At 72.6% G+C, this 22,888-nt stretch carries 20 protein-coding genes; 12 read left to right on the top strand and 8 right to left on the bottom strand.

From position 1 onward, the window contains the following. Positions 1-662: DUF222 domain-containing protein (locus N542_RS0121110; protein WP_231482795.1), on the bottom strand; the 662-nt coding region annotated here is incomplete at its 3' end. 1,155 nt (positions 663-1,817) lie between these two features. On the opposite strand from N542_RS0121110, the gene N542_RS0121105 reads away from it, so the two are divergent. From N542_RS0121105 to N542_RS0121095, 3 genes are all read left to right on the top strand, one after another. After that, positions 1,818-2,483: a lysophospholipid acyltransferase family protein gene (locus N542_RS0121105; protein ID WP_028645617.1), complete on the top strand. Its 666-nt coding sequence runs from the start codon at positions 1,818-1,820 to the stop codon at positions 2,481-2,483. Positions 2,484-2,572: 89 nt separating this feature from the next. Further along, positions 2,573-4,666 (top strand): hydantoinase/oxoprolinase family protein, encoded by a 2,094-nt coding sequence (locus N542_RS0121100; RefSeq protein ID WP_028645616.1) that lies wholly within the window; start codon positions 2,573-2,575, stop codon positions 4,664-4,666. Further along, positions 4,663-6,582 (top strand): hydantoinase B/oxoprolinase family protein, encoded by a 1,920-nt coding sequence (locus tag N542_RS0121095; protein WP_028645615.1) that lies wholly within the window; start codon positions 4,663-4,665, stop codon positions 6,580-6,582. The genes N542_RS0121100 and N542_RS0121095 overlap by 4 nt, the downstream gene beginning before the upstream one ends. On the opposite strand, the gene N542_RS0121090 is transcribed toward N542_RS0121095, so the two are convergent. After that, positions 6,579-7,127, bottom strand: coding sequence for a hypothetical protein (locus N542_RS0121090; protein WP_028645614.1), 549 nt, complete (start codon positions 7,125-7,127; stop codon positions 6,579-6,581). The genes N542_RS0121095 and N542_RS0121090 overlap by 4 nt on opposite strands. Before the next feature lie 58 nt (positions 7,128-7,185). On the opposite strand from N542_RS0121090, the gene N542_RS0121085 reads away from it, so the two are divergent. Further along, positions 7,186-7,866 carry an SDR family oxidoreductase gene (locus tag N542_RS0121085; RefSeq protein ID WP_036509115.1) on the top strand — a complete coding sequence of 227 codons (681 nt, stop codon included), beginning with the start codon at positions 7,186-7,188 and terminating at the stop codon, positions 7,864-7,866. Here the strand turns inward: N542_RS0121085 and N542_RS0121080 are convergent. After that, on the bottom strand, positions 7,863-8,540 hold the full coding sequence (locus tag N542_RS0121080) for a TIGR00266 family protein (protein WP_028645612.1): 678 nt from the start codon (positions 8,538-8,540) through the stop codon (positions 7,863-7,865). The two genes, N542_RS0121085 and N542_RS0121080, sit on opposite strands and share 4 nt — an antisense overlap. Positions 8,541-8,559: 19 nt before the next feature. Next, positions 8,560-9,258, bottom strand: coding sequence for an SDR family oxidoreductase (locus tag N542_RS0121075; RefSeq protein ID WP_028645611.1), 699 nt, complete (start codon positions 9,256-9,258; stop codon positions 8,560-8,562). 185 nt (positions 9,259-9,443) lie between these two features. Here N542_RS0121075 and N542_RS0121070 point away from each other — a divergent pair, with 185 nt between their 5' ends. Next, positions 9,444-10,013 (top strand): TetR/AcrR family transcriptional regulator, encoded by a 570-nt coding sequence (locus N542_RS0121070; RefSeq protein ID WP_028645610.1) that lies wholly within the window; start codon positions 9,444-9,446, stop codon positions 10,011-10,013. A 55-nt stretch (positions 10,014-10,068) separates the two neighbouring features. Here N542_RS0121070 and N542_RS27690 read toward each other — a convergent pair whose 3' ends face one another. Further along, positions 10,069-10,242 carry a hypothetical protein gene (locus N542_RS27690; RefSeq protein ID WP_155993271.1) on the bottom strand — a complete coding sequence of 58 codons (174 nt, stop codon included), beginning with the start codon at positions 10,240-10,242 and terminating at the stop codon, positions 10,069-10,071. A gap of 212 nt (positions 10,243-10,454) precedes the next feature. On the opposite strand from N542_RS27690, the gene N542_RS0121060 reads away from it, so the two are divergent. The 5 genes from N542_RS0121060 to N542_RS0121040 all read left to right on the top strand — a co-directional run bounded on the left by N542_RS0121060 (position 10,455) and on the right by N542_RS0121040 (position 14,001). Then, entirely contained in the window at positions 10,455-10,679 is a 225-nt protein-coding gene (locus tag N542_RS0121060) for a hypothetical protein (RefSeq protein ID WP_028645609.1), read from the top strand. Positions 10,680-10,691: 12 nt separating this feature from the next. Next, entirely contained in the window at positions 10,692-11,099 is a 408-nt protein-coding gene (locus N542_RS0121055; protein WP_028645608.1) for a cupin domain-containing protein, read from the top strand. Continuing rightward, positions 11,096-11,836: an SDR family oxidoreductase gene (locus N542_RS0121050; protein WP_028645607.1), complete on the top strand. Its 741-nt coding sequence runs from the start codon at positions 11,096-11,098 to the stop codon at positions 11,834-11,836. Before N542_RS0121055 ends, N542_RS0121050 begins: the two co-directional genes overlap by 4 nt. Before the next feature lie 120 nt (positions 11,837-11,956). After that, complete coding sequence (locus N542_RS0121045) at positions 11,957-12,892, top strand: carbamate kinase (RefSeq protein ID WP_028645606.1); 936 nt, start codon at positions 11,957-11,959, stop codon at positions 12,890-12,892. Positions 12,893-12,906: 14 nt separating this feature from the next. Beyond that, entirely contained in the window at positions 12,907-14,001 is a 1,095-nt protein-coding gene (locus N542_RS0121040) for a ring-opening amidohydrolase (protein ID WP_028645605.1), read from the top strand. Positions 14,002-14,092: 91 nt separating this feature from the next. On the opposite strand, the gene N542_RS0121035 is transcribed toward N542_RS0121040, so the two are convergent. The 3 genes from N542_RS0121035 to N542_RS0121025 form a co-directional block, all read right to left on the bottom strand. Beyond that, positions 14,093-14,416: a nuclear transport factor 2 family protein gene (locus tag N542_RS0121035; RefSeq protein ID WP_028645604.1), complete on the bottom strand. Its 324-nt coding sequence runs from the start codon at positions 14,414-14,416 to the stop codon at positions 14,093-14,095. 178 nt (positions 14,417-14,594) lie between these two features. After that, positions 14,595-15,752, bottom strand: a complete 1,158-nt coding sequence (locus N542_RS0121030; protein ID WP_028645603.1) for a CaiB/BaiF CoA transferase family protein — start codon at positions 15,750-15,752, stop codon at positions 14,595-14,597. 62 nt (positions 15,753-15,814) lie between these two features. After that, a complete protein-coding gene (locus N542_RS0121025; protein WP_028645602.1) occupies positions 15,815-16,408 on the bottom strand; it encodes a DJ-1/PfpI family protein in 594 nt (197 codons plus the stop codon). Positions 16,409-16,454: 46 nt separating this feature from the next. Here N542_RS0121025 and N542_RS0121020 point away from each other — a divergent pair, with 46 nt between their 5' ends. Both N542_RS0121020 and N542_RS0121015 read left to right on the top strand, forming a co-directional pair. Next, the gene (locus N542_RS0121020) at positions 16,455-19,679 is read left to right on the top strand and encodes an ATP-dependent helicase (RefSeq protein WP_036509109.1); all 3,225 of its coding nucleotides are present in this window, start codon (positions 16,455-16,457) and stop codon (positions 19,677-19,679) included. Then, positions 19,676-22,867: an ATP-dependent DNA helicase gene (locus N542_RS0121015; RefSeq protein WP_231482794.1), complete on the top strand. Its 3,192-nt coding sequence runs from the start codon at positions 19,676-19,678 to the stop codon at positions 22,865-22,867. Before N542_RS0121020 ends, N542_RS0121015 begins: the two co-directional genes overlap by 4 nt. The last annotated feature ends 21 nt before the right edge of the window (positions 22,868-22,888 follow it).

The following is a 22,888-nucleotide window of genomic DNA, read 5'->3' as shown; positions in this document are numbered from 1 at the left end:
CGGCCCATCCGCTCGGGTCCGGGTCTGCGTTCGACGCCGGGGCCGTGGGTGGCGGCGAGGTGTTTGGGTGCGGCGAGCGCGAGGAGCATCTTCTTGAGCTCTGCTGCCTGCAGCGCGGGGAGGGTGAAGCGTCCGTGGACCTTGCCGTGCCCGTCGTCGCTCATCGTGAGCCGACATGCTTGTGCTGCTTTGGCTTCTTCTCGTTCGAGGAGGTCGGACTCGTGCTGGTCGGCGAGGTCGGGTGCGATGACCTCGAGGAGTCTGCGCCCGAGGATGGTGAGGCGCTTCGCGTCGTGCTCTTCTGCGGCGGTGACGAGGTGCTTCTCGGCCTTGGTCAGGAGTTCCGCGTCGAGGCCATCAGGCAGTGCCTTGACCGACCGGACGATCACGTCGGCCTGCTCGGGCCGCAGGTCGCCGCGTGCTAGTGAGGTCCGGACCAGTTTGTAGGTGGCCAGGTCATGGCCGAGGTGGACCGTACGTGCCGCTACCGGACGGGTCTGCCTGGTCTGGTGGGCGTACCAGTTCGCCGTGCTCGTCGCGCCGACATCGGTGCCGACCTCGACCTCGTCGGCGTGCGCGGCAACCCGGGTCTTCAGCTCCACGACCTGGGCCTCCAGTCGCGTGAGCTCGACCAGCGCCGACGCCGCTTCGGAAACGTCCATCGACCACACCGACGCATTCACCAGAGCGTCGGCAACAGCACGCATCTGCGCGGTCGCCAATGCCACCTGGTGGTGGGGTGTGGTGGTCGTGGTCATGGTTCTAGCCAAGCACTGACCACCGACAGTCAGAGGCTCAGAACCCCTGTTTCCACAGGGTTCTGGGTCACGAAGAGGTCACGATCAGTGGGGTTCATCCACACCTGCACCGACGGCCTGTGGAGGGCATCCATCAGCGTTCGAACCACGCGAAAGACCTGTCTCTAGGGGTGGTTTCGAGGCTCGGGCCTGGCGGCCCTCACACCTCAACCACCGGGACCCGCGACCGGCCTGCGGCCGCAACCCCGTGCGCGCCGTACCCGCGTATCCGGCGACCCGGAGGTCACGCTCATTGCCCTGCGTTCGCTGCGGGGGTTTCGAGGCTCGGGCCTGGCGGCCCTCGCACCTCAACCACCGGGGACCCGGGAGGCGAGCGCAACCACCGCTCGCCGTACCCGCGTAGTCGCCCTGTCGGCGGTCGAGCCGAGCCGACCCGAAGGTCACGCTCATCGCCCTGCGTTCCCTGCGGGGGTTTCGAGGCTCGGCGCTAGCGCGCCTCGCACCTCAACCAGCGGATGGACTGGCGGCCGTCGCACCTCGACCACCGGATGGACTGGCGGCCGACGCACCTCGACCAGCGGACAGTCGGCGCGTCTCCTCGACCAGCAGACACCGGGCGCGCCTCTCGACCACCACGAACGTGGAGGTCATCCACAGGGGCGGTGGAGGAGGCTGTGGAACTGGGGCCGATGTTGTGGACAACGGGAGCGGAACTGTGGAGCAGTGCGGCAGTTCCGGTGGAACCGCAGGAATGTCGGCGCCAGGTCTTGCGAAGCTCCCTCGCCAGGGCATAGAACTTCTCTCACGCCCTCCGGCAACGGGAGGCGGGACAGCTCGAAGACGAAGGTGCACACGTGACCGAACCGGCTTGCCGGGGAGGGAACGCGACGGCGAGATGACGACGCCGCCGGGGCCGGAGGCTGCGGGCGGTCGACCGGGAGCGTCATCGGTACCGGTCACCCGAAGGGCCCTTGGGACTCATACTTCCGAGGGCCCTTCACCTATTTCCGGCCGGCGTTCGCCGGACCCGGGAGTAACCGGGACACTGGTCGGGTGGAGATGTACTCGGTCGTGCACGCGGTGGTGACTCCGGTCGCGAAGGTGATCTGGCGACCGACGGTGACGGGTCTGGAGAACGTGCCGAGGACCGGGCCGGTGATCCTCGCCAGCAACCACGTCAGCTTCGCCGACTCCCTGGTCATCCCGATCGTCGCGCCGCGCAAGGTCGTCTTCCTCACCAAGTCCGACTACTTCACCGGCACCGGTCTCAAGGGCGCGGCGTCGCGCTGGTGGTTCGAGGGCATGGGGATGCTGCCGGTGGACCGTGACGACTCCAAGGCCGCGCTGGCGAGCCTCGACACGGCGCTGCAGGTGCTCGGCCGCGGCGAGGCGTTCGGGATCTACCCCGAGGGCACCCGCTCGCGCGACGGCCGGCTCTACCGCGGCCGCACCGGGGTGGCCCACCTGGCGCTGACGGCCGGCGCGAGCGTCGTACCCGTCGGCCTCACCGGCACCGAGCAGCTGCAGCCGGTCGGCGCGCGCTTCCCCAAGGTCGTGCCGGTCACCGTCACGTTCGGCCGACCGATCGAGGTCGCCGGCCGGTACGACGGGGTGCCGCTCGGCAGGGCCCGGCGCGAGGTCACCGACGAGATCATGCGCGCGATCCAGGCGATCACCGGCCAGGAGGAGGCCGGCGTCTACAACGACCGCGCGCCCGACGCCTGAGCCGCTGGCAGAGGTTGCCGGAGAAGTGGTGGTCCGTCGGCAAGGTCTGCCGTGGTCGCGGCGGCCGTGACCCCGCTTGAATCGAGGGCATGACCCGACGGATCAGGATCGGCATCGACACCGGCGGCACGTTCACGGACGTGGTCGCCTTCGACGAGGACACCGGTGAGCTGGTGACCACCAAGACCCCGTCGACGCCGAGCAACCCCGCCGACGGGTTCCTGGTCGGGATCGACAAGGTGCTCGCCCTGCTCGGCGCCACCGGGGCCGACATCGACGCGGTCAGCCACGGCACCACGGTCGCCACCAACCAGCTGCTCGAGGGCAAGGTCGACCGGCTCGGGTTCATCACCAACACCGGCTACGAGGCGATGCTCGAGATCGCCCGCCAGTCGGTGCCGGACGGCTACGGCAACTCCTACTTCTGGGTGAAGCCGGAGCGCATCGTGCCGCGCGACCGGGTCAAGGGCGTCGAGGGGCGCCTCGACGTGAACGGCGACGAGGTGCGGCCCTTCGACGAGGACGGCGCCCGGACCGTCGCCCGTTGGTTCCGGGCGCAGGGCATCAACACGCTCGGCGTCTGCTTCCTGCACGCGTACGCCAACCCGGAGCACGAGGAGCGGATGCGCGCGATCCTCGCCGAGGAGCACCCCGACGCCGTCGTGTCGCTGTCGAGCCAGGTGCTGCGCGAGTACCGCGAGTACGAGCGCGCGATGACGACCCTCGTCGACGCGGCCGTCAAGCCGCGGCTCTCGGCGTACGTCACCAACATCAAGACCCGTCTCGAGGCGCTCGACGACCGGGTCATCCCGTTCTACGTGATGAAGTCCAACGGCGGCGTCCTCTCCGCCGACGAGGTCGTGCACCAGCCGATCACCACCGTGCTCTCCGGCCCCGCGGCCGGCGCTCTCGGGGCCGCGCTGATCGCGAAGGTCGCGGGGTTCGACAAGGTGCTGACCTCCGACGGCGGCGGTACGTCGACGGACGTGTCCGTGGTGATCGACGGCGAGCCGACGCTGACGACCGAGGGCTCGGTCGGGGCCTTCCCGTCGAAGATCCCGATGATCGACGTGGTCACCGTCGGTGCCGGCGGCGGCTCGATCGCCTGGCTCTCGCCCGAGGGCACGCTCAAGGTCGGGCCGCAGTCGGCAGGCGCCGACCCGGGGCCGATCTGCTACGGCAAGGGCGGCAGCGAGGTGACCATCACCGACGCCCACGTCTTCCTCGGCCGGATCCCCCCGCACCTGCTCGGCGGGGAGATCCCGCTCGACGTCGAGGCGGCGCGCGCCGGCATCGAGGCGCTCGCCGACGAGCTCGGCATGACGCCGGAGGCGTGCGCCTCGGGCGTCCTGGAGATCTCCGCCTGGAACCAGGCCAACGCGCTGCGTCAGGTCACGGTCAAGCGCGGGCTCGACGTACGCGACTTCACGCTGACCACCTTCGGCGGCTCCGGGTCGTTGCTGCTGTGCCGGCTGGTGGACGTGCTCGGGCTGCCGGCCGTGCTGGTGCCGCCGAACCCGGGCAACGTCTCGGCGTTCGGGCTGCTGACCGTGGACGTGAAGAACGACTACGTGCGGACCCACGTCACCCTGGCCGACCAGCTGGACCCGGCCGCCGTGTCCGGCATCTTCGACGGCCTCGCCGCCCAGGCGGCCGAGGCGCTGAGCAAGGAGGGCTTCGGGGCGGACGAGCACCAGTTCGTCCGCACGGCCGACCTCCGCTACTTCGGGCAGGCCTTCGAGGTGCGGGTGCCGGTCGGGGCCGGTGAGCTCGACCCCGCCGCCGTCGCTGCCGCGTTCCACGCCGAGCACCGCGCGACGTACGGCTACGACTTCGCCACCGACCCGACCCAGCGGGTCGAGTGGGTCAACCTGCGCGTCTCCGGCATCGGGCCGATCCAGCGGCCGGAGATCATCCGAGTCGGGTCGTCCGCCTCAGGCATCTCTCCACACATGCGAGAGGCGGACGACCCGGTCAGGCAGGTCTGCTTCGACGCAGGGGAGGGGTACGTCGAGGCGCCGGTGCTGTGGCGACCCGACCTGCCCCCGGGGACGGTGGTGGCGGGCCCGGCGATCATCGAGGAGTTCGGCTCGACCGTCCCGCTGCACCCGGGCTTCACCGCCCGCGTCGACGAGTACCTCAACATCATCGTGACCCGGGACGAGAGAGAGAGCGACCGATGACCGACAGCCGCAGGGCGCCCACCCAGTTCCCGTTCGGGCACCTCACCGACGACGCCGGCGCGAGCGCCGACCCGGTCCTGGTCGAGATCGTCCAGGGGTCGCTGGCCAGCGTCGAGATGGAGGTCGAGACCGCCATCGGCCGCACCAGCCGCAGCCCGATGATCCGCGACGCCCACGACTTCCGCGCCGGCATCCACGACCGGCTGCTGCGCAAGCTCACCGGCCGCTCGTACTCCGCCCTCGTGCACCCGGTCGCCCGCGACTTCCCAATCGAGGAGATGCAGGAGGGCGACGTCTTCTTCCACAACGACGTCTACCGCTCCGAGGGCGGCATCGGGCACCTGCCCGACCTCTGCGTGACCGTCCCCGTCTTCTCCGAGGGCAGGGTGGTCGCCTTCGTCCAGGCCTTCGGCCACCACGACGACATCGGCGGCGCCGTGCCCGGCTCCATGCCCTCCAACGCCACCAGCGTCTTCGAGGAGGGCCTGATGGTCCCGCCGATCCGGCTGTGGGACGCGGGCGTGCCCAACCGGGCCGCGCTGAGCATCATGACCCGCAACTCCCGGATGCCGGAGTCGCTAGCCGCCGACCTCGACGCCGAGTGCTCGGCCTGCCTGATGGGCGCGCGCCGGCTGGGCGAGCTCTTCGACCGGTACGGCGTGGCCACGGTCGAGTCGTGCTTCGACGCGATCATCTCCCGCACGACCGAGACCTACCGCCGCGAGATCCTCAGCCAGATCCCGGTCGGGGAGTGGGTGTGGGAGGACTACGCCGAGCACGACGGCGTCGACGAGCCGATGCTGCACACCCAGCGCATCACGCTGACCCGGACGCCGGCCGACGACCCCGAGGGCGAGCGCCTGATCCTCGACTTCGGCGGCACCTCGCCGCAGGCCAAGGGGCCGATCAACCACTGCGGCGACTACAGCGACGGGGTCTTCCTCAAGAAGTGGCTGGCGCCGATCCTGCGCAACCTCGCCACCGACCCCGAGCGGATGGCCGAGCTCGACGTCAACGAGGGCATCGTGCCCCTGATCGAGATGCGCTTCCCGCCGCCGGGCACGTTGCTCACGCCGGTCTTCCCGGCGCCCACCAACGCCCGCACCTTCGTGATCCTGCGGCTGCTCGGTGTCCTCGCGGGCGTCGTCGCCAAGGCGGTCGACGGCCGGATGCCGGCCGACCAGGAGACGATCCGCTACACCGGCGTCTACGGCGAGGACCTCGAGGGCCGGCCCTACCTGATGCGCGAGGTCCTCGGCGGAGGGTCCGGCGGGCGCTACTACGCCGACGGCGAGGACACGATCCACGTCGTACCCGACTCGCGGAACCTGCCGTCGGAGTTCACCGAGGCGCGCTTCCCCTTCCGCGTCGAGTCGCTGTCGCTGGCGATGGACAGCGGGGGAGCGGGTCGGTTCCGCGGCGGCCTGGGCTACGAGAAGCACATCCGGATGCTCAAGGACGGCCACTTCATGTCCATCGCGGACCGGTCGATCCTGGCCTGCTGGGGCGTGAAGGGCGGACTCGCGGGCCAGCCCTTCTCGGTCGTCATCGACGCGGGCGGGCCCCACGAGCGCGAGGTCGACGCCCTGGCCGACGCCGAGCCGGTCGCCGCCGGCGAGGTGATCCGGATCCGCACGACCGGCGGCGGCGGCTGGGGCAACCCGCTCGAGCGCGACCCGGCGCTCGTGGTGCGCGACGTGGTGTGGCGCAAGGTCTCGCCGCAGGCGGCGCTCACGTCGTACGGCGTCGTGCTGACCGGCTCGCTCGACGACGACACGCTGGCGTACGACGAGGCCGCGACGGCTGCCGAGCGCGCCGCCCGGCCCGAGCCGAGCGAGGCGTTCTTCGACCGCGGTCCGGGCTACGCCGCGCTGGCCGGCGGTGCGGCGTACGCCGAGGTCGACCTGGTGCGCTAGCCGGTCGCGTGGAAGGTTACGAGCCCCAGGACGGAGCCGGCCGCGCCGAGAGCGGCGTACGCCAGCCACCACCCCAGCGCGCTGCTGGGGGTCGGGTTGAGCCTCGGCGGGCCCGAGGTGCCCCAGGGCAGCTGCAGCCAGAGGGCGGGCGCCGCCATCAGCTCGAACACGACTCCGCAGACCAGCCAGCCCCACACGAGGTCACCGTGGAACGCGCCGAACTCGAGGAAGTTCCAGCCCAGCGACCCGAAGAGCAGCCACCACATCGGCAGCAGCAGGGTGGGGGCGGCCACGGCCGCCGCGACCGCGCTGCCCAGGAAGGCCGCGACGATCATCAGCGGGATCCCGACCGACAGCAGCGCCGCGCCCGCCGGGCACGGCTGGGAGGTGACGTAGGGGCCGCCGGACGCGCAGGAGCCGCCGAGGTCCATGACCTGACGCATGCCGAGGAAGATCCAGGTGAGGCACAGTGCCATCACGGCGACGCACCCGAAGAGCGTGGTCACCCGCCGGTAGGACACGACCGTCGTCTGCTCGAGCGCCACGGGGCTCAATGTCGCAGCCCGCGCGGCGTCCCGTGCGGGTTCGCCTAGGTTGGGCCGCATGAGACGGATCGCCGTCCTGGGCGGGCACGGCAAGACCGGACGCGCGGTCGTGGCCGCGCTGAACGACCGCGGCGCGCGCGCCGTCCCGCTCGGTCGCGCCGACCAGGCCGACCTGGCCGGGGCCCTCGACGGGTGCGACGCGGTCTACGTGATCGCGCCCAACCTCCACCCCGACGAGCCGGAGCACGTCGCGGACGCGGTGGTCGCAGCGCAGATCGCCGGAGTGCCCCGGCTGGTCTACCACTCGGTCGCGTCGCCGTACGTCCCCGCGATGCCGCACCACCTCGGCAAGGCCGAGTCCGAGGACGTCGTACGACGCTCGGGGTTGGCGTGGACGATCCTGCAGCCCGGCGCCTACCTGCAGAACCTCGACCTGACGGCGCCGGTGCGGGTGCCGTACGACGTGCACGCGGCCTTCGGCTTCCTCGACCTCGCCGACCTCGGCGCCGCCGCCGCGACGGTGCTGCTCGACGACGGCCACGTGGGCGCGACGTACGAGCTCGCGACCCGGGTGGCGACCGTCGCCGGGCTCGCGGCGGAGGCCGGGGTCACCGCGGAGCGGGTCGACGACCCCGGCACGCACCCGTGGCTGAGCGCGATGTTCGCCTACTACGACCGCCACGGACTCCCGGTCGGCACGCTCCCGTTGCGCTCGTTGCTGGGTCGGAATCCGGCCTAGCTGCTGCTCTGCGTCGGCAGCTGCGGGATCAGCCAGCCCAGGAACGCGTCCTGGCTGCGCGTCTGCAGGTAGATCCGGCCCGGTCCGGTCAGGTCGCAGACCAGACCCTCGCCGGAGAAGAACGTCGACTTCCAGTTGCCGACCTTGCGCACGTCGTACTGGATGCCGTCGGTCCACGCGACCAGGTGGCCGGTGTCGACGGTGTAGGTCTGTCCCGGCTGCAGGTCGATCGCGTGGATGGCGCCGTAGCTGGACAGCACCAGGTCGCCCCGGCCGGCGACGCGCAGCATGAAGAGCCCCTCGCTGGAGAAGAACGTCTTGCCGCCGCCCCACTTCGTGTCGACCTCGATGCCGCTCGACGAGGCCAGGAACGATCCGGAGGAGACCAGGAGCGCCCCGTCGAGCGGCCAGTGCACGATGTCGCCCGAGAGCGTCGGGGCCAGGTAGAGCTCGGCGCCGTCGGCCTGCGCGGTGAACGTGTTCATGAAGAACGACTCGCCCCCGAGCAGCGAGCGCTTCAGCCCCTTGAGCACCCCGCCCTGGGTGGAGGTCTCCATGGCGATGCCGGGCGACATCGCGAGCATCGCGCCCGACTCGGCGCGGACGGTCTCCCCGGCGGTGAGGGTGAGCTTGGCGGCGGCGTACGCCGGGCTGTAGAGGATCTCGGTCTGCATGCCCCGAGGCTAGGGCCGCTCAGAGCACCAGCTGCGCAGGCGGGCCGGTCAGCACGGTCTTGACGAAGCGGCTGGTCTCGTCGCCGAGGACCTCCTCCTCGCCCTTCTCGAGCGCCTCGATCACTTGGACCACGAGGTCGGCGGGGTCGGACTTCGGGGCGTCGACCCCGGCGGTCATGTCGGTGTCCATGTAGCCGACGTGGACGCCGACCACGAGGGTGCCGTGCTCGCGCAGCTCGCCGCGGGCGGCGTTGGTGAGCGACCACAGCGCCGCCTTCGTCGCCGCGTAGCCAGCGACCTGCGGGCTGGTCATCCAGGTCAGCGCGGAGAGGATGTTGACGACTGCGCCGCCGCCGTTGGCCGCGAGGACCGGCGCGAACGCGCGGGTGACGTTGAGGGGTCCGACCACGTTGGTCTCCAGCTCGTCCCGGAACCCGTCGAGCGAGTCGCCGGCGAGGAGCGAGCCGCTGCGCCCGATGCCGGCGTTGTTGATCACGACCGTGACGTCGCCCAGCGCGGTGGCGGCCGCGGCGACGGACTCGACGTCGGTGACGTCGAGGCGGACGGCGGTGACGCCCGGGGTGGTCACTGAGCCGGGGTCGCGCGCCCCGGCGTACACCGTGGCACCCGCCGCGACGAGCGCCTCGGCGAACGCCTTGCCGAGCCCGCGGTTGGCGCCCGTCACCAGGACGGTGGACTGGTCGATGGAGATGCTCATGGGTCTACCTCTTCTGCGGCCGTTGCGGACCGATCGGTCCGTCATGAGGTTGCAGCCACCGGGGTGAGCCGAACATTCCCGGACCGGCCGTCGAATCTCGATTGCCCGGGACGGCCCGGGACGGCTCGGGACGGCTCCGGACGACTCCGGACGGGTCTGGACCGATCGGTCCGTAGAATCGGCCCATGCCTCGCCCCGCCGACCCCGCGACCCGTGACCGGATCGTCGACGCCGCCGGCAGGCTCTTCTACGCCCGCGGGATCCGGGCGGTCGGCATGGCCGAGATCGTGACCGCTGCCGGCTGCGGCAAGAACGTGCTCTACCGGCACTTCGCGAGCAAGGACGAGCTGGTCCTGGCCTACCTGCAGCGCGTGGCGGGCCAGCTGGACCCGGCCATGGACGCGGCCGTCGCCGGCCTCGACACGATGCCCAGCGCGGCGCTGGTGGCCATCACCCGGGAGGTCGCCGACCGGGCGACGGCGCGCGGCTTCCGCGGCTGCCCCTTCCGCAACTACCTGCGCGAGATGCGCGACCCGTCGGGGGCGCCGGGCAGGTTCGCCCTGACCGAGATCCGGGCGCTGCGCAGGCGGGTCGACGTACTGGTGGCCGCCCTGGGTGCCGAGGACCCCGACCTGCTGGCCGACCGCATCTGGCTGCTGATCGAGGGCCTCTACGCGAGCGCGCCGTACGGCGACCGCGGCGAGGCGGCGACGACGGCGGTGGGGCTGGTCCAGGAGCTGCTCGCCGCGGCGTAGCCGGCTCGTCGCCGGACCCGTCGGGAGCTGCGAGGTCCCGCGGGACCGGTGCCGGTCAGTCGTCCTCGAACTCCGCGAGGACGAGCAGGTCCGGCCGGGTCCCGGGGTCGATCCAGATCCGGGACACGCCGTGGCCCTGCAGCGCCTGCTCGACGGCGTCGAGGAGCGCCAGCTGGAGCGGCACGCTGATCTCAGCGTGCACGGTGAGGACTCGGCGGATGTCTGGCATGGCTCCCGAATTCTGGACTGCGGGCATGACGGGGCTGTTGCCCGGGTGTTGCCTTCTGTCAGTGGGTCAACCGGTGGGCGAGGGGATTGGTCACGGATCCGGAGAAGTTGGGTGATTCGTCACGTCGGTGAGCCACCAGGTGTGAGGACGGTGACGACGGGGCACCAACTGGACCATACCGGCGGTCGGGGGACGCGCCGGGGAGGAGAGTTGTGCCAGGTCAGGAGCTCGATCCGACCATCCAGCGCGAGCTGCGTGAGCGCCTCGCACGTCTGGACGCGCGTGAGCGGTCCGTGCTCGCGGTGCTGAGCAGCAGTGGCCCAGCACCGCGCGACACCGCGGTGGGTGACGTCGTCGCGGAGATCCGCCGCAAGCTGGAGGTCGCCTCGACCCTGGCGGCCGTGGCGGTCCACCGCCGGGCGGACGGCTCGGGCTGACACAATCGGGCCATGCCCAAGCCCCCGCTCGCCGAGGCGCTCGACCTGGAGCCGCATCCCGAGGGCGGCTGGTACCGCCGCACCTGGCGCTCGCCGGTCGACGTCGAGCTGCCCGACGGTCGGGTGCGTCCGACCGCGACGCTGATCTACTTCCTGCTGCCCGCGGGGGAGTCGTCGGCCTGGCACAAGGTCGCGTCGGACGAGCTGTGGATGGCGCACGACGGAGCGGTCACCCTCGAGCTCGGCGGCAGCGGTACGACGCCGGCGCTGACGTCGTCGGCGGTCGTCGACGCCGCGCACCCTCAGGCCCACGTGCCCGCCGGGGTCTGGCAGCGCACGGTCCCGACCGGCGCCGACGCGCTGGTCAGCTGCCTGGTCTCACCCGGGTTCGACTTCGCCGACTTCGAGCTGGAGCCGTGAGCCTCACCCTGGTGACCGGCGGCACCCGGGGGATCGGGGCCGCGATCGCGCTGCGGCTCGCGCGCGACGGACACGACCTGGTGCTCGGCCACGCCCGCGACGACCGTGCGGCCGAGGAGGCCCGCCTGGCGGTCGAGGACGCGGGCGCGCGCTGCGCCGTCGTACGCGCCGACCTGACCGACCCTGACGGCGTCGACCGGCTCTTCGCGGCCGCCGCCGAGCACGGCCGGCTCACCGGCGTCGTCAACAACGCGGGCGCCACGCTGCACGTCGGCCCGCTCGCCGAGACGCCCCCGGAGGTCATCGCGGCGACCGTCGACCTCAACCTGACCTCCGCGCTGCTCGTCGCCCGCGCCGCGGTCCGCACGCTCGGGACGTCGTACGGCGGACCGGGCGGCGTCATCGTCAACATCGGCTCCGGCGCGGCCACGCTGGGGGCGCCGGGGGAGTACGTCCAGTACGCCGCCGCGAAGGCCGGCGTCGACGCGCTGACCGTCGGCCTCGCCCAGGAGGTCGCCGCCGAGGGCATCCGGGTGGTCGGCGTGGCGCCCGGGATCGTCCGCACCACGATCCACGCCGACGCCGGTGCCCCGGGTCGGGTCGACCGGGTCGGCCCGCTGGTGCCGCTCGGGCGCGCCGGTGAGCCGCACGAGATCGCCGACGCGGTCGGCTGGCTGATGAGCGACGAGGCGTCGTACGTGACCGGCACGACGCTGCGGGTGGCCGGCGGTCGCTAGACCGGAGGTCGGTGCCGACGGGCCCGACCGTGTCCTGCTGGCAGAAGTTGCCAGCGAATCGACCCGTCCCTCGTCGGCTCCCACGGTGCTCGGGCTCCCGATGGTCACTAGGTTCGAGGCATGAGGGTCCTGCTCGCGCTCGGTGGCAACGCCATGACCGCAGCCGACGGGCGGGTCCGTCCGGAGGACCAGATCGCGGCCGCCGACGTGGCGATGGCCGCGGTGGCCGACCTGCTCGCGCACGACGTCGACGTCGTGGTCACCCACGGCAACGGGCCGCAGGTCGGCAACCTGCTGGTCAAGAACGAGATCGCCGCCTCCGTCGTACCCCCCGTCCCGCTGGACTGGTGCGGGGCCCAGACCCAGGCCACCCTCGGCTTCGTCCTGATGAACGCGCTCGACGCCGAGCTCGGCCGCCGCGGCGTGGACCGGCGTACGGCGACCGTCGTGACCCGGACCCTCGTGGACGCCTCCGACGCCGGCTTCGCCCGGCCCACCAAGCCCATCGGGCGCTACCTGCCGGCCGCGGACGCCGCCGTGCTCGTGGAGCACGGCGAGACCTGGGAGGACCGCGGCGAGAAGGGCTGGCGCCGGGTCGTCGCGTCGCCCGCACCGGTGCGCATCATCGACGCGCCGGCGGTGCAGGCACTGGTGGCGGCCGGCTTCGTGGTCATCGCCAACGGGGGCGGGGGGATCCCGGTCGTCATCGAGCCCGACGGCTCCCTGCGCGGCGTCGAGGCCGTCATCGACAAGGACCTCGGCGCGGCCCTGCTGGCCGAGTCGGTCGAGGCCGACGTGCTCGTGATCGGCACCGACGTCCCGCACGCCGTCCTGCACTTCGGTACGCCGCAGGCGCGCGACGTCGGCGTCGTGACGGCCGCCGAGCTGCGCGCGTACGCCGCCGAGGGCCACTTCGCCAGCGGGTCGATGGGCCCGAAGGTCGACGCCGCCTGCCGCTTCGTCGAGGGCGGCGGCTCCCGTGCCGTGATCACCGATCTTGCTCATCTCGCCGAGGCGGTGACCGGCGCGGCCGGGACCGTCGTCGTACCCAACTAACCGAAGGAACCCAGATGCCTGACGCGATCGAAGTACGCAAGGTCCCGATCCACTCCGTCGCCGACGCCAGCGAGCTCGCGAAGCTGATCGACGACGGCGTGATGGCGGCCGACCGGGTGATCGCGATCATCGGCAAGACCGAGGGCAACGGCGGCGTGAACGACTACACGCGGATCATCTCCGACCGGGCGTTCCGCGAGGTGCTGATCGAGAAGGGCGCCCCCGCCGAGCAGGTCAAGCAGATCCCGATCGTCTGGTCGGGCGGCACCGACGGCGTGATCAGCCCGCACGCGACGATCTTCGCGACCACGGACGCGGAGCCGGTCGACGAGCCGCGGCTGACGGTGGGCTTCGCGATGAGCGAGGTGCTGCTCCCCGAGGACATCGGCCGGGTCGCGATGGTCAGCAAGGTCGCCGACGCGGTCAAGGTCGCGATGGAGCGCGCCGGCATCACCGACGTGGCCGACGTGCACTACGTGCAGACCAAGACCCCGCTGCTGACCGTCCACACCATCCGCGACGCGAAGTCGCGCGGCAAGACGGTCTGGACCGAGCACACCCACGAGTCGATGGACCTCTCCAACGGCACCACCGCGCTCGGCATCGCCGTCGCGCTCGGTGAGATCGAGATGCCGACCGACGCCGACGTCATGCACGACCGGTCGCTCTTCTCGGCCGTCGCGTCCTGCTCCTCGGGCGTGGAGCTCGACCAGGCACAGGTCGTCGTGGTCGGCAACGCCACCGGTGTCGGCGGCCGCTACCGCGTCGGCCACTCGGTGATGAAGGACGCCCTCGACGCCGACGGCATCTGGGCCGCCATCAAGGACGCCGGGCTCGACCTGCCGGAGCGCCCCCGCACCGCCGACCTCGACGGGCGCCTGGTCAACGTGTTCCTCAAGTGCGAGGTCTCCCAGGACGGCCAGGTCCGCGGACGCCGCAACGCCATGCTCGACGACTCCGACGTGCACTGGCACCGCCAGATCAAGGCCGCCGTCGGTGGCGTCACCGCCGCCGTCACCGGTGACCCGGCCGTGTTCGTGTCCGTCTCCGCCGCCCACCAGGGTCCCGATGGCGGCGGTCCTGTGGCCGCGATCGTCGATCTGGGCTGACGGAGCGGATTCACCGCCTACCCGGTGAATCTCCGGGTTCCTGTACCGAACTTCGTCCAGGAACCCGGAGATTCGTCCAGGAACCCCGGCCTCACGGCGCGATCACCAGCCGGCTGATCAGGCCCCGATCGTCGAAGGTGAAGGCGAACCCGAGCAGCACCGGGCTGCCCGGGAAGTCGCCGGAGATCTCGGTCGTCGCGACGTGCGACCCGGTGGACGTGTCGGCGACCGCGCGTACGCCGTACGACACCCCCGGCACGCTGCGTCGCCACGCGCGTACGCCGTCGATGCCCACGTGGGTCTGCCCGTCGTCCTCGACCACGGCGTCCGGCGCGAACTGCGCGACGTACGGCTCGAGCTCGGGCCGGGCGGCGAGGGCGAAGTAGTGGTCGATGCGTTCGGTGGGAGTGGGCATCACCTCAGCTTGCCACCGGCCTCCGACAGTCGTTCGTCGGTCGGTTTCACCGGTGCACCGGTGAAACCGCCACTTCTCAGGCGTTGCAACGCCCGAGAAGTGACGGCTCTGCCCGAAGAGTCAGCCGCCGCCGGGGCCAGCACCGCCCCGGAAGCCCGAGCAGGCAGCCAGGAGCGGCTCAGGAGTCCAACCACTCCCGGATCGACTGGTCGTGCTGCCCGAGCGTGGGCGGCGCGAGGTGCGTGGAGCGCCCACCGGAGTAGGGGTTGTCGTCGAAGCGGATCGGCGAGCCCGGCAGCTTCAGCTCGCCCTGCGTCGCGTGCTCGACCGAGAGCAGCAGCCCCTGCGAGAGCACCTGGTCCCAGCTGTAGACGTCGTCCATCGACCGCACCTTGCCCGACGGCACCCCGGCCTCGGCCAGCGCGGCCAGCCAGTGCTCCGCGGGCTCGGACCCGAAGAGCGACTCGATCCGCGCCACCAGGGCGTCCCGGTTGGCCACCCGCAGGGCGTTGGTCGCGAACTCCGGCTCGGCCGGGTCCCACCCGAAGGCGCCGCACAGCGCGCGCCACAGGCCCTCGGAGCCGCAGGCGATCTGCACCGGGGCGCTCGCGGTCGCGAACATGCCGTACGGCGCGATCGACGGGTGGTGGTCACCGGCCAGCCCGGGCACCTCGCCGGCGACGGTCCACCGGGTGCCCTGGAAGGCGTGCACGCCGACCATCCCCGCGAGCAGCGAGGTGCGTACGACGCGCCCCAGGCCGGTCCGCGAACGCTCGTGCAGGGCGGCCACGACGCCGTACGCCCCGTTCATGCCGGCGATCAGGTCGGCGATCGGGACGCCCACCTTCGTCGGCTGCTCGGTGCCGGTGATCGACATGATCCCGCCCTCGCCCTGCGCGATCTGGTCGTAGCCGGCACGCTTCGCCTCGGGGCCGTCGTGGCCGAAGCCGGTGATCGACAGCACGATCAGGCCGGGGTTGAGCTCGTGCAGCCGCGAGACCGGGAAGCCGAGCCGGTCGAGCACGCCGACGCGGAAGTTCTCCATCAGCACGTCGGCCCGCTCCACCAGCCGGGCCAGGACGTCGCGGTCCTCCTCGGTCTTGAGGTCGAGGACCAGCGACTCCTTGTTGCGGTTGGCCGACATGAAGTACGTCGACTCGCGCTCGTCGTCCTCGCCGATGAACGGCGGCCCCCACCCGCGGGTGTCGTCGCCGGTCGGCGACTCGATCTTGATCACCCGGGCGCCCATGTCGCCGAGCATCATGGCGGCGTGCGGACCCGCGAGCGCGCGGGTCAGGTCGAGGACGATCAGGTCGGACAGCGGGCCGTCGGTCATACCTGGCACGCTACCCAGCGGCGGGCGCTCGTCCTACGGCGAGAGGTGACAACCCGGCACGGCTACGACTGCCACATCCATTCCATCTCCGTGACGGCCCGCTCGCGCGTCGGCGCCCCGACGAGCTCCTGGACGACGTACAGGCTGGCGTCGACGCCGGCCGACACCCCGGCCGAGGTGACGATCCGCTCGCTGCTGCGCACGAACCGCTGGCCGCGCACGACCTGCGTCGTCGGCGACAGGGTGGCGAGCTCGTCGAACGCGTCGTGGTGGGTCGTCGCCGACCTGCGCTCGAGCAGCCCGGCCGCACCCAGCAGCAGCGCGCCCGTGCACACCGACAGGAGCACCTCCACCTCGGCCGCGCGCTCGCGCAGCCACGCCAGCAGCCGCTCGTCGTGCAGCAGCAGCCGGGTGCCGGCGCCACCGGGGATGACGAGCACGTCGGGCGGCGGCGCGTCGTCGAGCGAGTACGTCGGCTGCACCGTGAACCCGCCACGGCCGACCGCAGGCGCGCCGGTCAGGCCGACCGAGAAGACCGAGAACGGCGTGTCCTCGCCCAGCTCGCCGGCGACGTTGAACACCTCGTACGGGCCGGCGAAGTCGAGGACCTCGACGTCGTCGAACACCAGGACGGCGACACTGCGGTGACTGGTCATGGGGCCATTCTCCCGGGCTGTCGGCGCCGGGTGGTTGGGTACTCACATGACGACCACCCCGACGACGTACCGCCTCGTGCGGCCCGACGTCGCGGTCGACGTGCCGACGCTCGACGAGCACCAGCAGCGCGTCGTCGACCACCCGGGCGGACCGCTGCTGGTCCTGGCCGGTCCGGGCACCGGCAAGACCACGACGCTGGTCGAGACGATCGTCGACCGGATCGAGCACCGGGGGGCCCGACCCGACGAGATCCTGGCGCTGACCTTCTCGCGCAAGGCCGCCGAGCAGCTGCGCGACCGGGTGACCGCGCGCCTGGGCCGCACCATGTCGACGACTCTGAGCTCGACCTTCCACTCCTTCGCCTACGCCCTGATCCGGCGCTACGCGCCGGCCGAGCTGTACGAGGCGCCGCTGCGCCTGCTCAGCGCGCCGGAGCAGGACGTCGTCCTCCGTGAGCTGCTGACCGACCACCCGGAGTCCGTCACCTGGCCCGACTCGCTGTCCCGGGCGCTCGGCACGCGCGGCTTCGCGCGTGAGGTCCACACCGTGCTGTCCCGCGCGCGGGAGAAGGGGCTGGACGGTGCGGACCTGCGCCTGCTCGGCGAGACCGAGGGGCTGCCCGAGCTCGTGGCCGCCGGACTCTTCCTCGAGCAGTACCTCGACAGTCTCGACAGCCAGGGCGCCATCGACTACGCCGACCTGATCCGGCGCGCGACGATCGAGGCCGAGCTCCACCGCGACGAGCTGCGGGCCTCGCTGCGCCACGTGTTCGTGGACGAGTACCAGGACACCGACCCGGGTCAGGTCGCCCTCCTGCGGGCGCTCGCCGGCGACGGCCGCGATCTCACCGTCGTGGGCGACCCGCACCAGTCCATCTACGGCTTCCGCGGCGCCGAGGTTCGCGGCATCCTCGACTTCCCGAGCGAGTTCCCGCGCGCCGACGGAGCTCTCGCCGACGTGGTCGCGCTCCGCACCACCCGACGGTTCGGCCCGCGGGTGCTGGTCGCCTCGCAGCGGCTCGCCCACCGCCTCGCGCTGCCCGGCTCGATCCCCCTGGAGGCCCGCGAGGCCTTCCTCGACCCGCAGGCCGTGGCCGGTCCGCTCGGGGACGGCCGGGTGGTCGTCCGCACGTTCGACACCGAGCGCGCCGAGGCCGAGCACCTCGCCGACCTGCTCCGCCGGGCGCACCTCGAGGACGGCATCGCCTGGGACGACATGGCCGTCCTCGTCCGCTCCGGGCGGACCTCGATCCCGCCGCTGCGGCGCGCCCTCGGCGCGGCCGGCGTCCCGGTCGAGGTCGCCAGCGACGAGGTGCCGCTCGTCCGCGACCCGGCCGTGCTGCCGTTGCTCGACGGGCTCCGCGCGGTGATCAACCTCGACAACACCGATCTCGACCACGTCGACTACCTCGACCCGGCGCGTGCGGAGGCCCTGCTGCTCGGACCGCTCGGCGGCCTCGACGCCGGCGACGTACGACGCCTCGCCCGGCTGATGCGCGCGCGCGAGAAGGAGCTGGCCAAGGCCGAGGAGCGGGCGCCGCGCACGTCGCGCGAGCTGGTGCGAGCAGCGGTCATCGAGCCCGGCTGCCTCGACGGGCTCGAGGGCCCCGAGGTCGGGCGCGCCCGCGCGCTGGCGCAGCTGCTCGTCGACGGCCGCGAGGACCTCGCCGGTGGCGCCTCCGCCGAGGAGGTCCTGTGGTTGCTCTGGTCCCGCACCGGCTGGCCGGCCCGGCTGCGCCGATCGGTCGACCTCGGCGGCGGCGCGGCTCGCCGGGCCCACCGTGACCTCGACTCGATCTGCGCGCTCTTCGAGGTCGCCGCGCGGGCCGAGGAGCAGCGCGACCACGTCGGGGTCCGGACCTTCCTCGCCACCCTGGTCCAGCAGCAGATCCCCGCCGACACGCTCGCCGACCGCGGTGCCCGTGGCGCCGCCGTACGCCTGCTCACCGCGCACCGGTCCAAGGGCCTGGAGTGGCGCCTCGTGGTGGTCGCCCACGTCCAGCAGGAGGGCTGGCCCGACCTGCGCCGGCGCTCGACGCTGCTGCAGGCCGACCGGATCGGCACGGACGGCCTGGTCCCGCCGGTGTCGACCCGCGAGCTCCTGATGGAGGAGCGCCGGCTCTTCTACGTCGCGTGCACCCGGGCCCGCCAGCGGCTGGTCGTCACCGCTGTCGCGTCCGCCGAGGACGACGGTGAGCAGCCGTCGCGGTTCCTCGACGAGCTCGGCGTCACCGTCGACAAGGTGGTCGGCCGCCCGCTCCGTCCGCTTTCGATGGCGGGCCTGGTGAGCGAGCTGCGCCGCACCCTCGCCGACCCGGAGACGTCCCCACCGCTCCGCGACGCCGCCGCGCGCCGCCTCGCGCGGCTGGCGGGGGAGTCGATCGGCCAGCGCGCGCTGGTCCCCAGCGCCGACCCGGCGACCTGGTGGGGCACCCGCGCCGCCAGCCGGTCGGCGCAGCCGGTGCGCGACCCGGACCAGCCGGTGCCCGTGTCGGCCAGCGTGCTCGAGTCGCTGCTGGTCTGCCCGACCCAGTGGTTCCTCGAGCGGGAGGCCGGCGGCGTCGCCCGGTCCCACCAGTCGGCCAACCTCGGCGAGCTCCTGCACGCGCTGGCGCAGCGCGTCGCGGGCGGTGAGGTCGAGCCCGTCGTCGACGTGCTGATGGAGCACGTCGACGCGGTGTGGGACCGCCTCGACTTCCGCACCCCGTGGTCCAAGGCCCGCGAGCACGAGCGCGTCCGCGCCGCCCTGGGCCGCTTCGTGCAGTGGCACGTCGCCAACCCCCGCCAGCTGCTCGACACCGAGACCCGGTTCTCCACCGTCGTCGAGCTCGACACCGGCGAGCAGGTCCAGCTCACCGGCTACGCCGACCGGCTCGAGCTCGACGCCGAGGGCGACGTCGTCGTGGTCGACCTCAAGACCGGCCGCACCAAGCCCAGCAACAAGGCCGTGGAGAGCCACGTCCAGCTCGGTCTCTACCAGTACGCCGTCGACCACGGCGCCGTCGAGGAGCTGGTGCCCCACGCCCGCGCGGGCGGCGCCGAGCTGGTGCAGCTCGGGATGCTCGACGGGGGCCCGTCGGCGGTCGTGCAGCCCCAGTCGGTCCAGCCCGAGGACGGCGCCGACCGCGAGCTGCTCCGCGAGCGGCTCGGCCACACCGCGGCGCTGCTGCGCGCGGAGGAGTTCCCGGCGGTCGCCGGCCAGCACTGCCGCGACTGCAGCTTCGTGCCGATCTGCCCGATCAAGGGCGCGGGGTCGGTGACCTCCCAGTGAGCGGCACCGCCACCCGGCAGACCATCGCGACGCCCGACGACCTCAAGCGGGTGATGAAGACCGACTACGCGCCGAGCGAGCAGCAGTGGGCGGCCATCTCCGCGCCGCTGAGCCCGGCCGTCGTGATCGCCGGCGCCGGCTCCGGCAAGACGACGCTGATGGCCGCGCGCGTGGTCTACCTCGTGGTCACCGGGCAGGTCCGCCCCGACGAGGTGCTGGGGCTGACCTTCACCACGAAGGCCGCCAGCGAGCTGCGGCAGCGCATCCGCACCGCCCTCAGCACCGCCGGCGCGCTCGAGGAGGTCGACGAGGAGGGCGAGGACGTCCTGGAGCCGACCGTGCTGACCTACAACGCGTACGCCGCCGGCCTGCTGACCGACCACGGCCTGCGCATCGGCCACGAGCCCGACACGCGCGTGATCACCGACGCCGCGCGCTACCAGCTCGGCGCCCGCGCGGTCGACCGGTTCACCGGTGAGATCCGGCACCTCACCGACCATCCCGCGACCGCGATCCAGAACCTCCTCGCCCTCGACAGCGCGATGAGCGAGCACCTCGTCTCGGCCGAGCAGGTGCGCACGCTCGACGCCGACGCCCGCGTCCAGTTCGAGCGGGCGCTCGCCGAGGAGGTCGCCGGCAAGGCCCGCACCACCTACCGCGAGCCCGTCGAGAAGGCGATCTCCGCGATCGACCGCCGCGCCGAGCTGCTCGGGCTGGTCGGCGCCTACCGCCGGCTCAAGCGCGACCTCGGGCTGATGGACTTCTCCGACCAGATCGAGTTGGGCGCCCGGCTCGCCAGCGAGCAGCCCGACGTGGGTGCGCTCGAACGGTCGCGCTTCAAGGTGGTGCTGCTCGACGAGTACCAGGACACCTCGGTCGCGCAGGCCACCATGCTGTCGCGGCTCTTCGGTGAGGGTCACGCCGTCACCGCGGTCGGCGACCCCAACCAGGCGATCTACGGGTGGCGCGGCGCGTCGGTCTCCAACATCCTCAACTTCGCCGACACCTTCCCGGCGTCCGCAGGCCCGGTCCCGACGTACCCGCTCACCGTCAACCGCCGCTCCGACGCCCGCATCCTCGAGGTCGCCAACCGCCTCGCGGCGCCGCTCTACGACAAGTACCGCCAGGTCGAGCCGCTGGTCGCCAAGCCCGAGGCGGCCGTGGGCAGCGTGTCGCTCGGCGTCTTCGAGACGCACGCCGCCGAGCTCGACCACCTGGTGTCGGCGGTGCAGGAAGCCCACCAGGAGTCGTGGGCCGCGATCGGCGTCCTGACCCGCGACAACGCCCACGCCGAGGACGTCTTCGACGCGCTGACCGGCGCCGGCGTCCCGGTCGAGATCGTCGGCCTCTCCGGCCTGCTCCGGCTGCCCGAGGTGGCCGAGATCGTCGCGACCCTCCACCTGCTGCACGACGTCACGGCCAACGCCTCCCTGCTCACCCTGCTCACCGGTCCGCGCTGGGCGATCGGCCCGCGCGACCTGCGGCTGCTGAGCCGTCGGGCCCACGAGATCGCCGGCCGGTCCGGTCGCGGCGACGAGTCGGCGTCGATCACCGAGCACCTGCTCGACATCGCCGACGGGATCGACCCGGCCGAGATCCCGTCCCTCGACGACGCACTCTCCTCCCCGGGCGAGGCGCCGTACTCCGCCGAGGCGCTGGAGCGCTTCGCGCTGCTCGCCGGCGAGCTGAGGATGCTGCGCACGTACGTCGGCGAGCCGCTCCTCGACATCGTCCGCCGGATCATCGACACCAGCGGCACCGACGTCGAGCTCGCCTCAGCGGTCAGCCCGGCGGCGAGCGCGCGCCGCGACAACCTGGACCTGTTCGTGAAGGCGGTGGCGGAGTTCCAGGCCGTCGACGGCGACGTGACGCTGCCCGCGCTGCTCGCCTACCTCACGGCCGAGGACGACCAGGGCAACGGTCTCGACGTGGCGACCCCGACCGCCGCCGACTCGGTCAAGCTCCTGACGGTGCACCGCTCCAAGGGCCTGGAGTGGGACTCGGTGTTCCTGGTGGGGGTCGGCGAGAGCCGCTTCCCGTCCAACCGATCACGCACCCTGTGGACCTCCTCGCCGTCGATCCTGCCGGCGCCGCTGCGCGGTGACGCCGCCGACCTGCCCCAGCTGCAGGGCTGGGACAAGGCGGCCCTCGACGCCTACCGCGCCGACACCCGCGCCCACGACGCGGAGGAGGAGCTGCGGCTCGGCTACGTCGCCTTCACCCGGGCGGCGCACCACCTGTCCGTGACGTCCTACCTCTGGAGCCCGCGCGCGACGCCGTTCGGGCCGTCGTCCTACCAGGAGACGGTCCGCGACCAGCTGGTCGCGTGGGGCGAGCCGGTCGACGGCTGGCTCGACAAACCGCAGCGGGGCGACCCCAACCCGTACGCCGCCGTCGACCCGTCCCGTCCCTGGCCGGCCACCGGCATCGGCCGCGAGGCGGCGCTCCGCATCGCCGCGGCGGAGCGGGTGCGCGCCGTCGAGGTGGACCTGGCCGACGAGGGGCTCGACATGATCGACGCGGCCCGGGTCGCCGAGTGGGACGCCGAGCTCGACCGGCTGCTGGTCGAGGCGCGCCGCGACCGCAGCTCCGACATCGCCGTACCTCTCCCGAGCAGCCTGTCCGCCACCGCGCTGGGCCGGCTGCGCGAGGACCCGGACTCGTTCGCGCGCGACCTGGCCCGGCCGATGCCGCGCCCGCCCTCCTCGGCGGCCCGGTTCGGCACCCGGTTCCACGCGTGGGTGGAGGCCCGGTTCGGCCAGCAGGACCTCTTCGACTACGGCGACCTCCCCGGCCGGGGCGACGCGGGCATCGACGACGACGCCGACCTCAAGGACCTGATCGCGACCTTCGAGGCCGGGCCCTTCGCGACCCGCACGCCCCACCGGGTCGAGGCGCCGTTCGCGCTGGTGCTGGACGGCCAGGTGGTCCGCGGCCGGATCGACGCCGTGTACGCCGACGGCGACGGCTACCTGCTGGTCGACTGGAAGACCAACCGGTCGGCGAGCGCCGACCCGCTCCAGCTCGCGATCTACCGCCTGGCCTGGGCCGAGCTGCACGACGTACCCCTCGAGCAGGTGCGCGCCGCCTTCTACTACGTCCGCACCGGTGAGCTGGTCGAGCCCCCGGGGCTCCTCGGGCGCCCGGAGCTGGAGGCGCTCGTCAGCCGCCCATCCGGGTCATCCTGATCGACGCCTCCGTCGGCCACA

It is taken from the genome of Nocardioides sp. URHA0020 (assembly GCF_000620705.1).
Taxonomy (GTDB): Bacteria; Actinomycetota; Actinomycetes; order Propionibacteriales; family Nocardioidaceae; genus Nocardioides.
The sequence above is the reverse complement of the archived record's forward strand: the minus strand, read 5'-3'. Positions and strand labels throughout refer to the sequence as shown.

Excerpts from the sequence above, each read along its gene's own strand:
- N542_RS0121020 (WP_036509109.1), top strand. The coding sequence starts at position 16,455 with ATGACGACCACCCCGACGACGTACCGCCTCGTGCGGCCCGACGTCGCG.
- N542_RS0121030 (WP_028645603.1), bottom strand. The coding sequence starts at position 15,752 with ATGACCGACGGCCCGCTGTCCGACCTGATCGTCCTCGACCTGACCCGC.
- N542_RS0121075 (WP_028645611.1), bottom strand. The coding sequence starts at position 9,258 with ATGAGCATCTCCATCGACCAGTCCACCGTCCTGGTGACGGGCGCCAAC.
- N542_RS27690 (WP_155993271.1), bottom strand. The coding sequence starts at position 10,242 with ATGCCAGACATCCGCCGAGTCCTCACCGTGCACGCTGAGATCAGCGTG.
- N542_RS0121040 (WP_028645605.1), top strand. The coding sequence starts at position 12,907 with ATGCCTGACGCGATCGAAGTACGCAAGGTCCCGATCCACTCCGTCGCC.
- N542_RS0121095 (WP_028645615.1), top strand. The coding sequence starts at position 4,663 with ATGACCGACAGCCGCAGGGCGCCCACCCAGTTCCCGTTCGGGCACCTC.
- N542_RS0121070 (WP_028645610.1), top strand. The coding sequence starts at position 9,444 with ATGCCTCGCCCCGCCGACCCCGCGACCCGTGACCGGATCGTCGACGCC.
- N542_RS0121085 (WP_036509115.1), top strand. The coding sequence starts at position 7,186 with ATGAGACGGATCGCCGTCCTGGGCGGGCACGGCAAGACCGGACGCGCG.
- N542_RS0121055 (WP_028645608.1), top strand. The coding sequence starts at position 10,692 with ATGCCCAAGCCCCCGCTCGCCGAGGCGCTCGACCTGGAGCCGCATCCC.
- N542_RS0121035 (WP_028645604.1), bottom strand. The coding sequence starts at position 14,416 with ATGCCCACTCCCACCGAACGCATCGACCACTACTTCGCCCTCGCCGCC.
- N542_RS0121080 (WP_028645612.1), bottom strand. The coding sequence starts at position 8,540 with ATGCAGACCGAGATCCTCTACAGCCCGGCGTACGCCGCCGCCAAGCTC.
- N542_RS0121105 (WP_028645617.1), top strand. The coding sequence starts at position 1,818 with ATGTACTCGGTCGTGCACGCGGTGGTGACTCCGGTCGCGAAGGTGATC.
- N542_RS0121045 (WP_028645606.1), top strand. The coding sequence starts at position 11,957 with ATGAGGGTCCTGCTCGCGCTCGGTGGCAACGCCATGACCGCAGCCGAC.
- N542_RS0121100 (WP_028645616.1), top strand. The coding sequence starts at position 2,573 with ATGACCCGACGGATCAGGATCGGCATCGACACCGGCGGCACGTTCACG.
- N542_RS0121025 (WP_028645602.1), bottom strand. The coding sequence starts at position 16,408 with ATGACCAGTCACCGCAGTGTCGCCGTCCTGGTGTTCGACGACGTCGAG.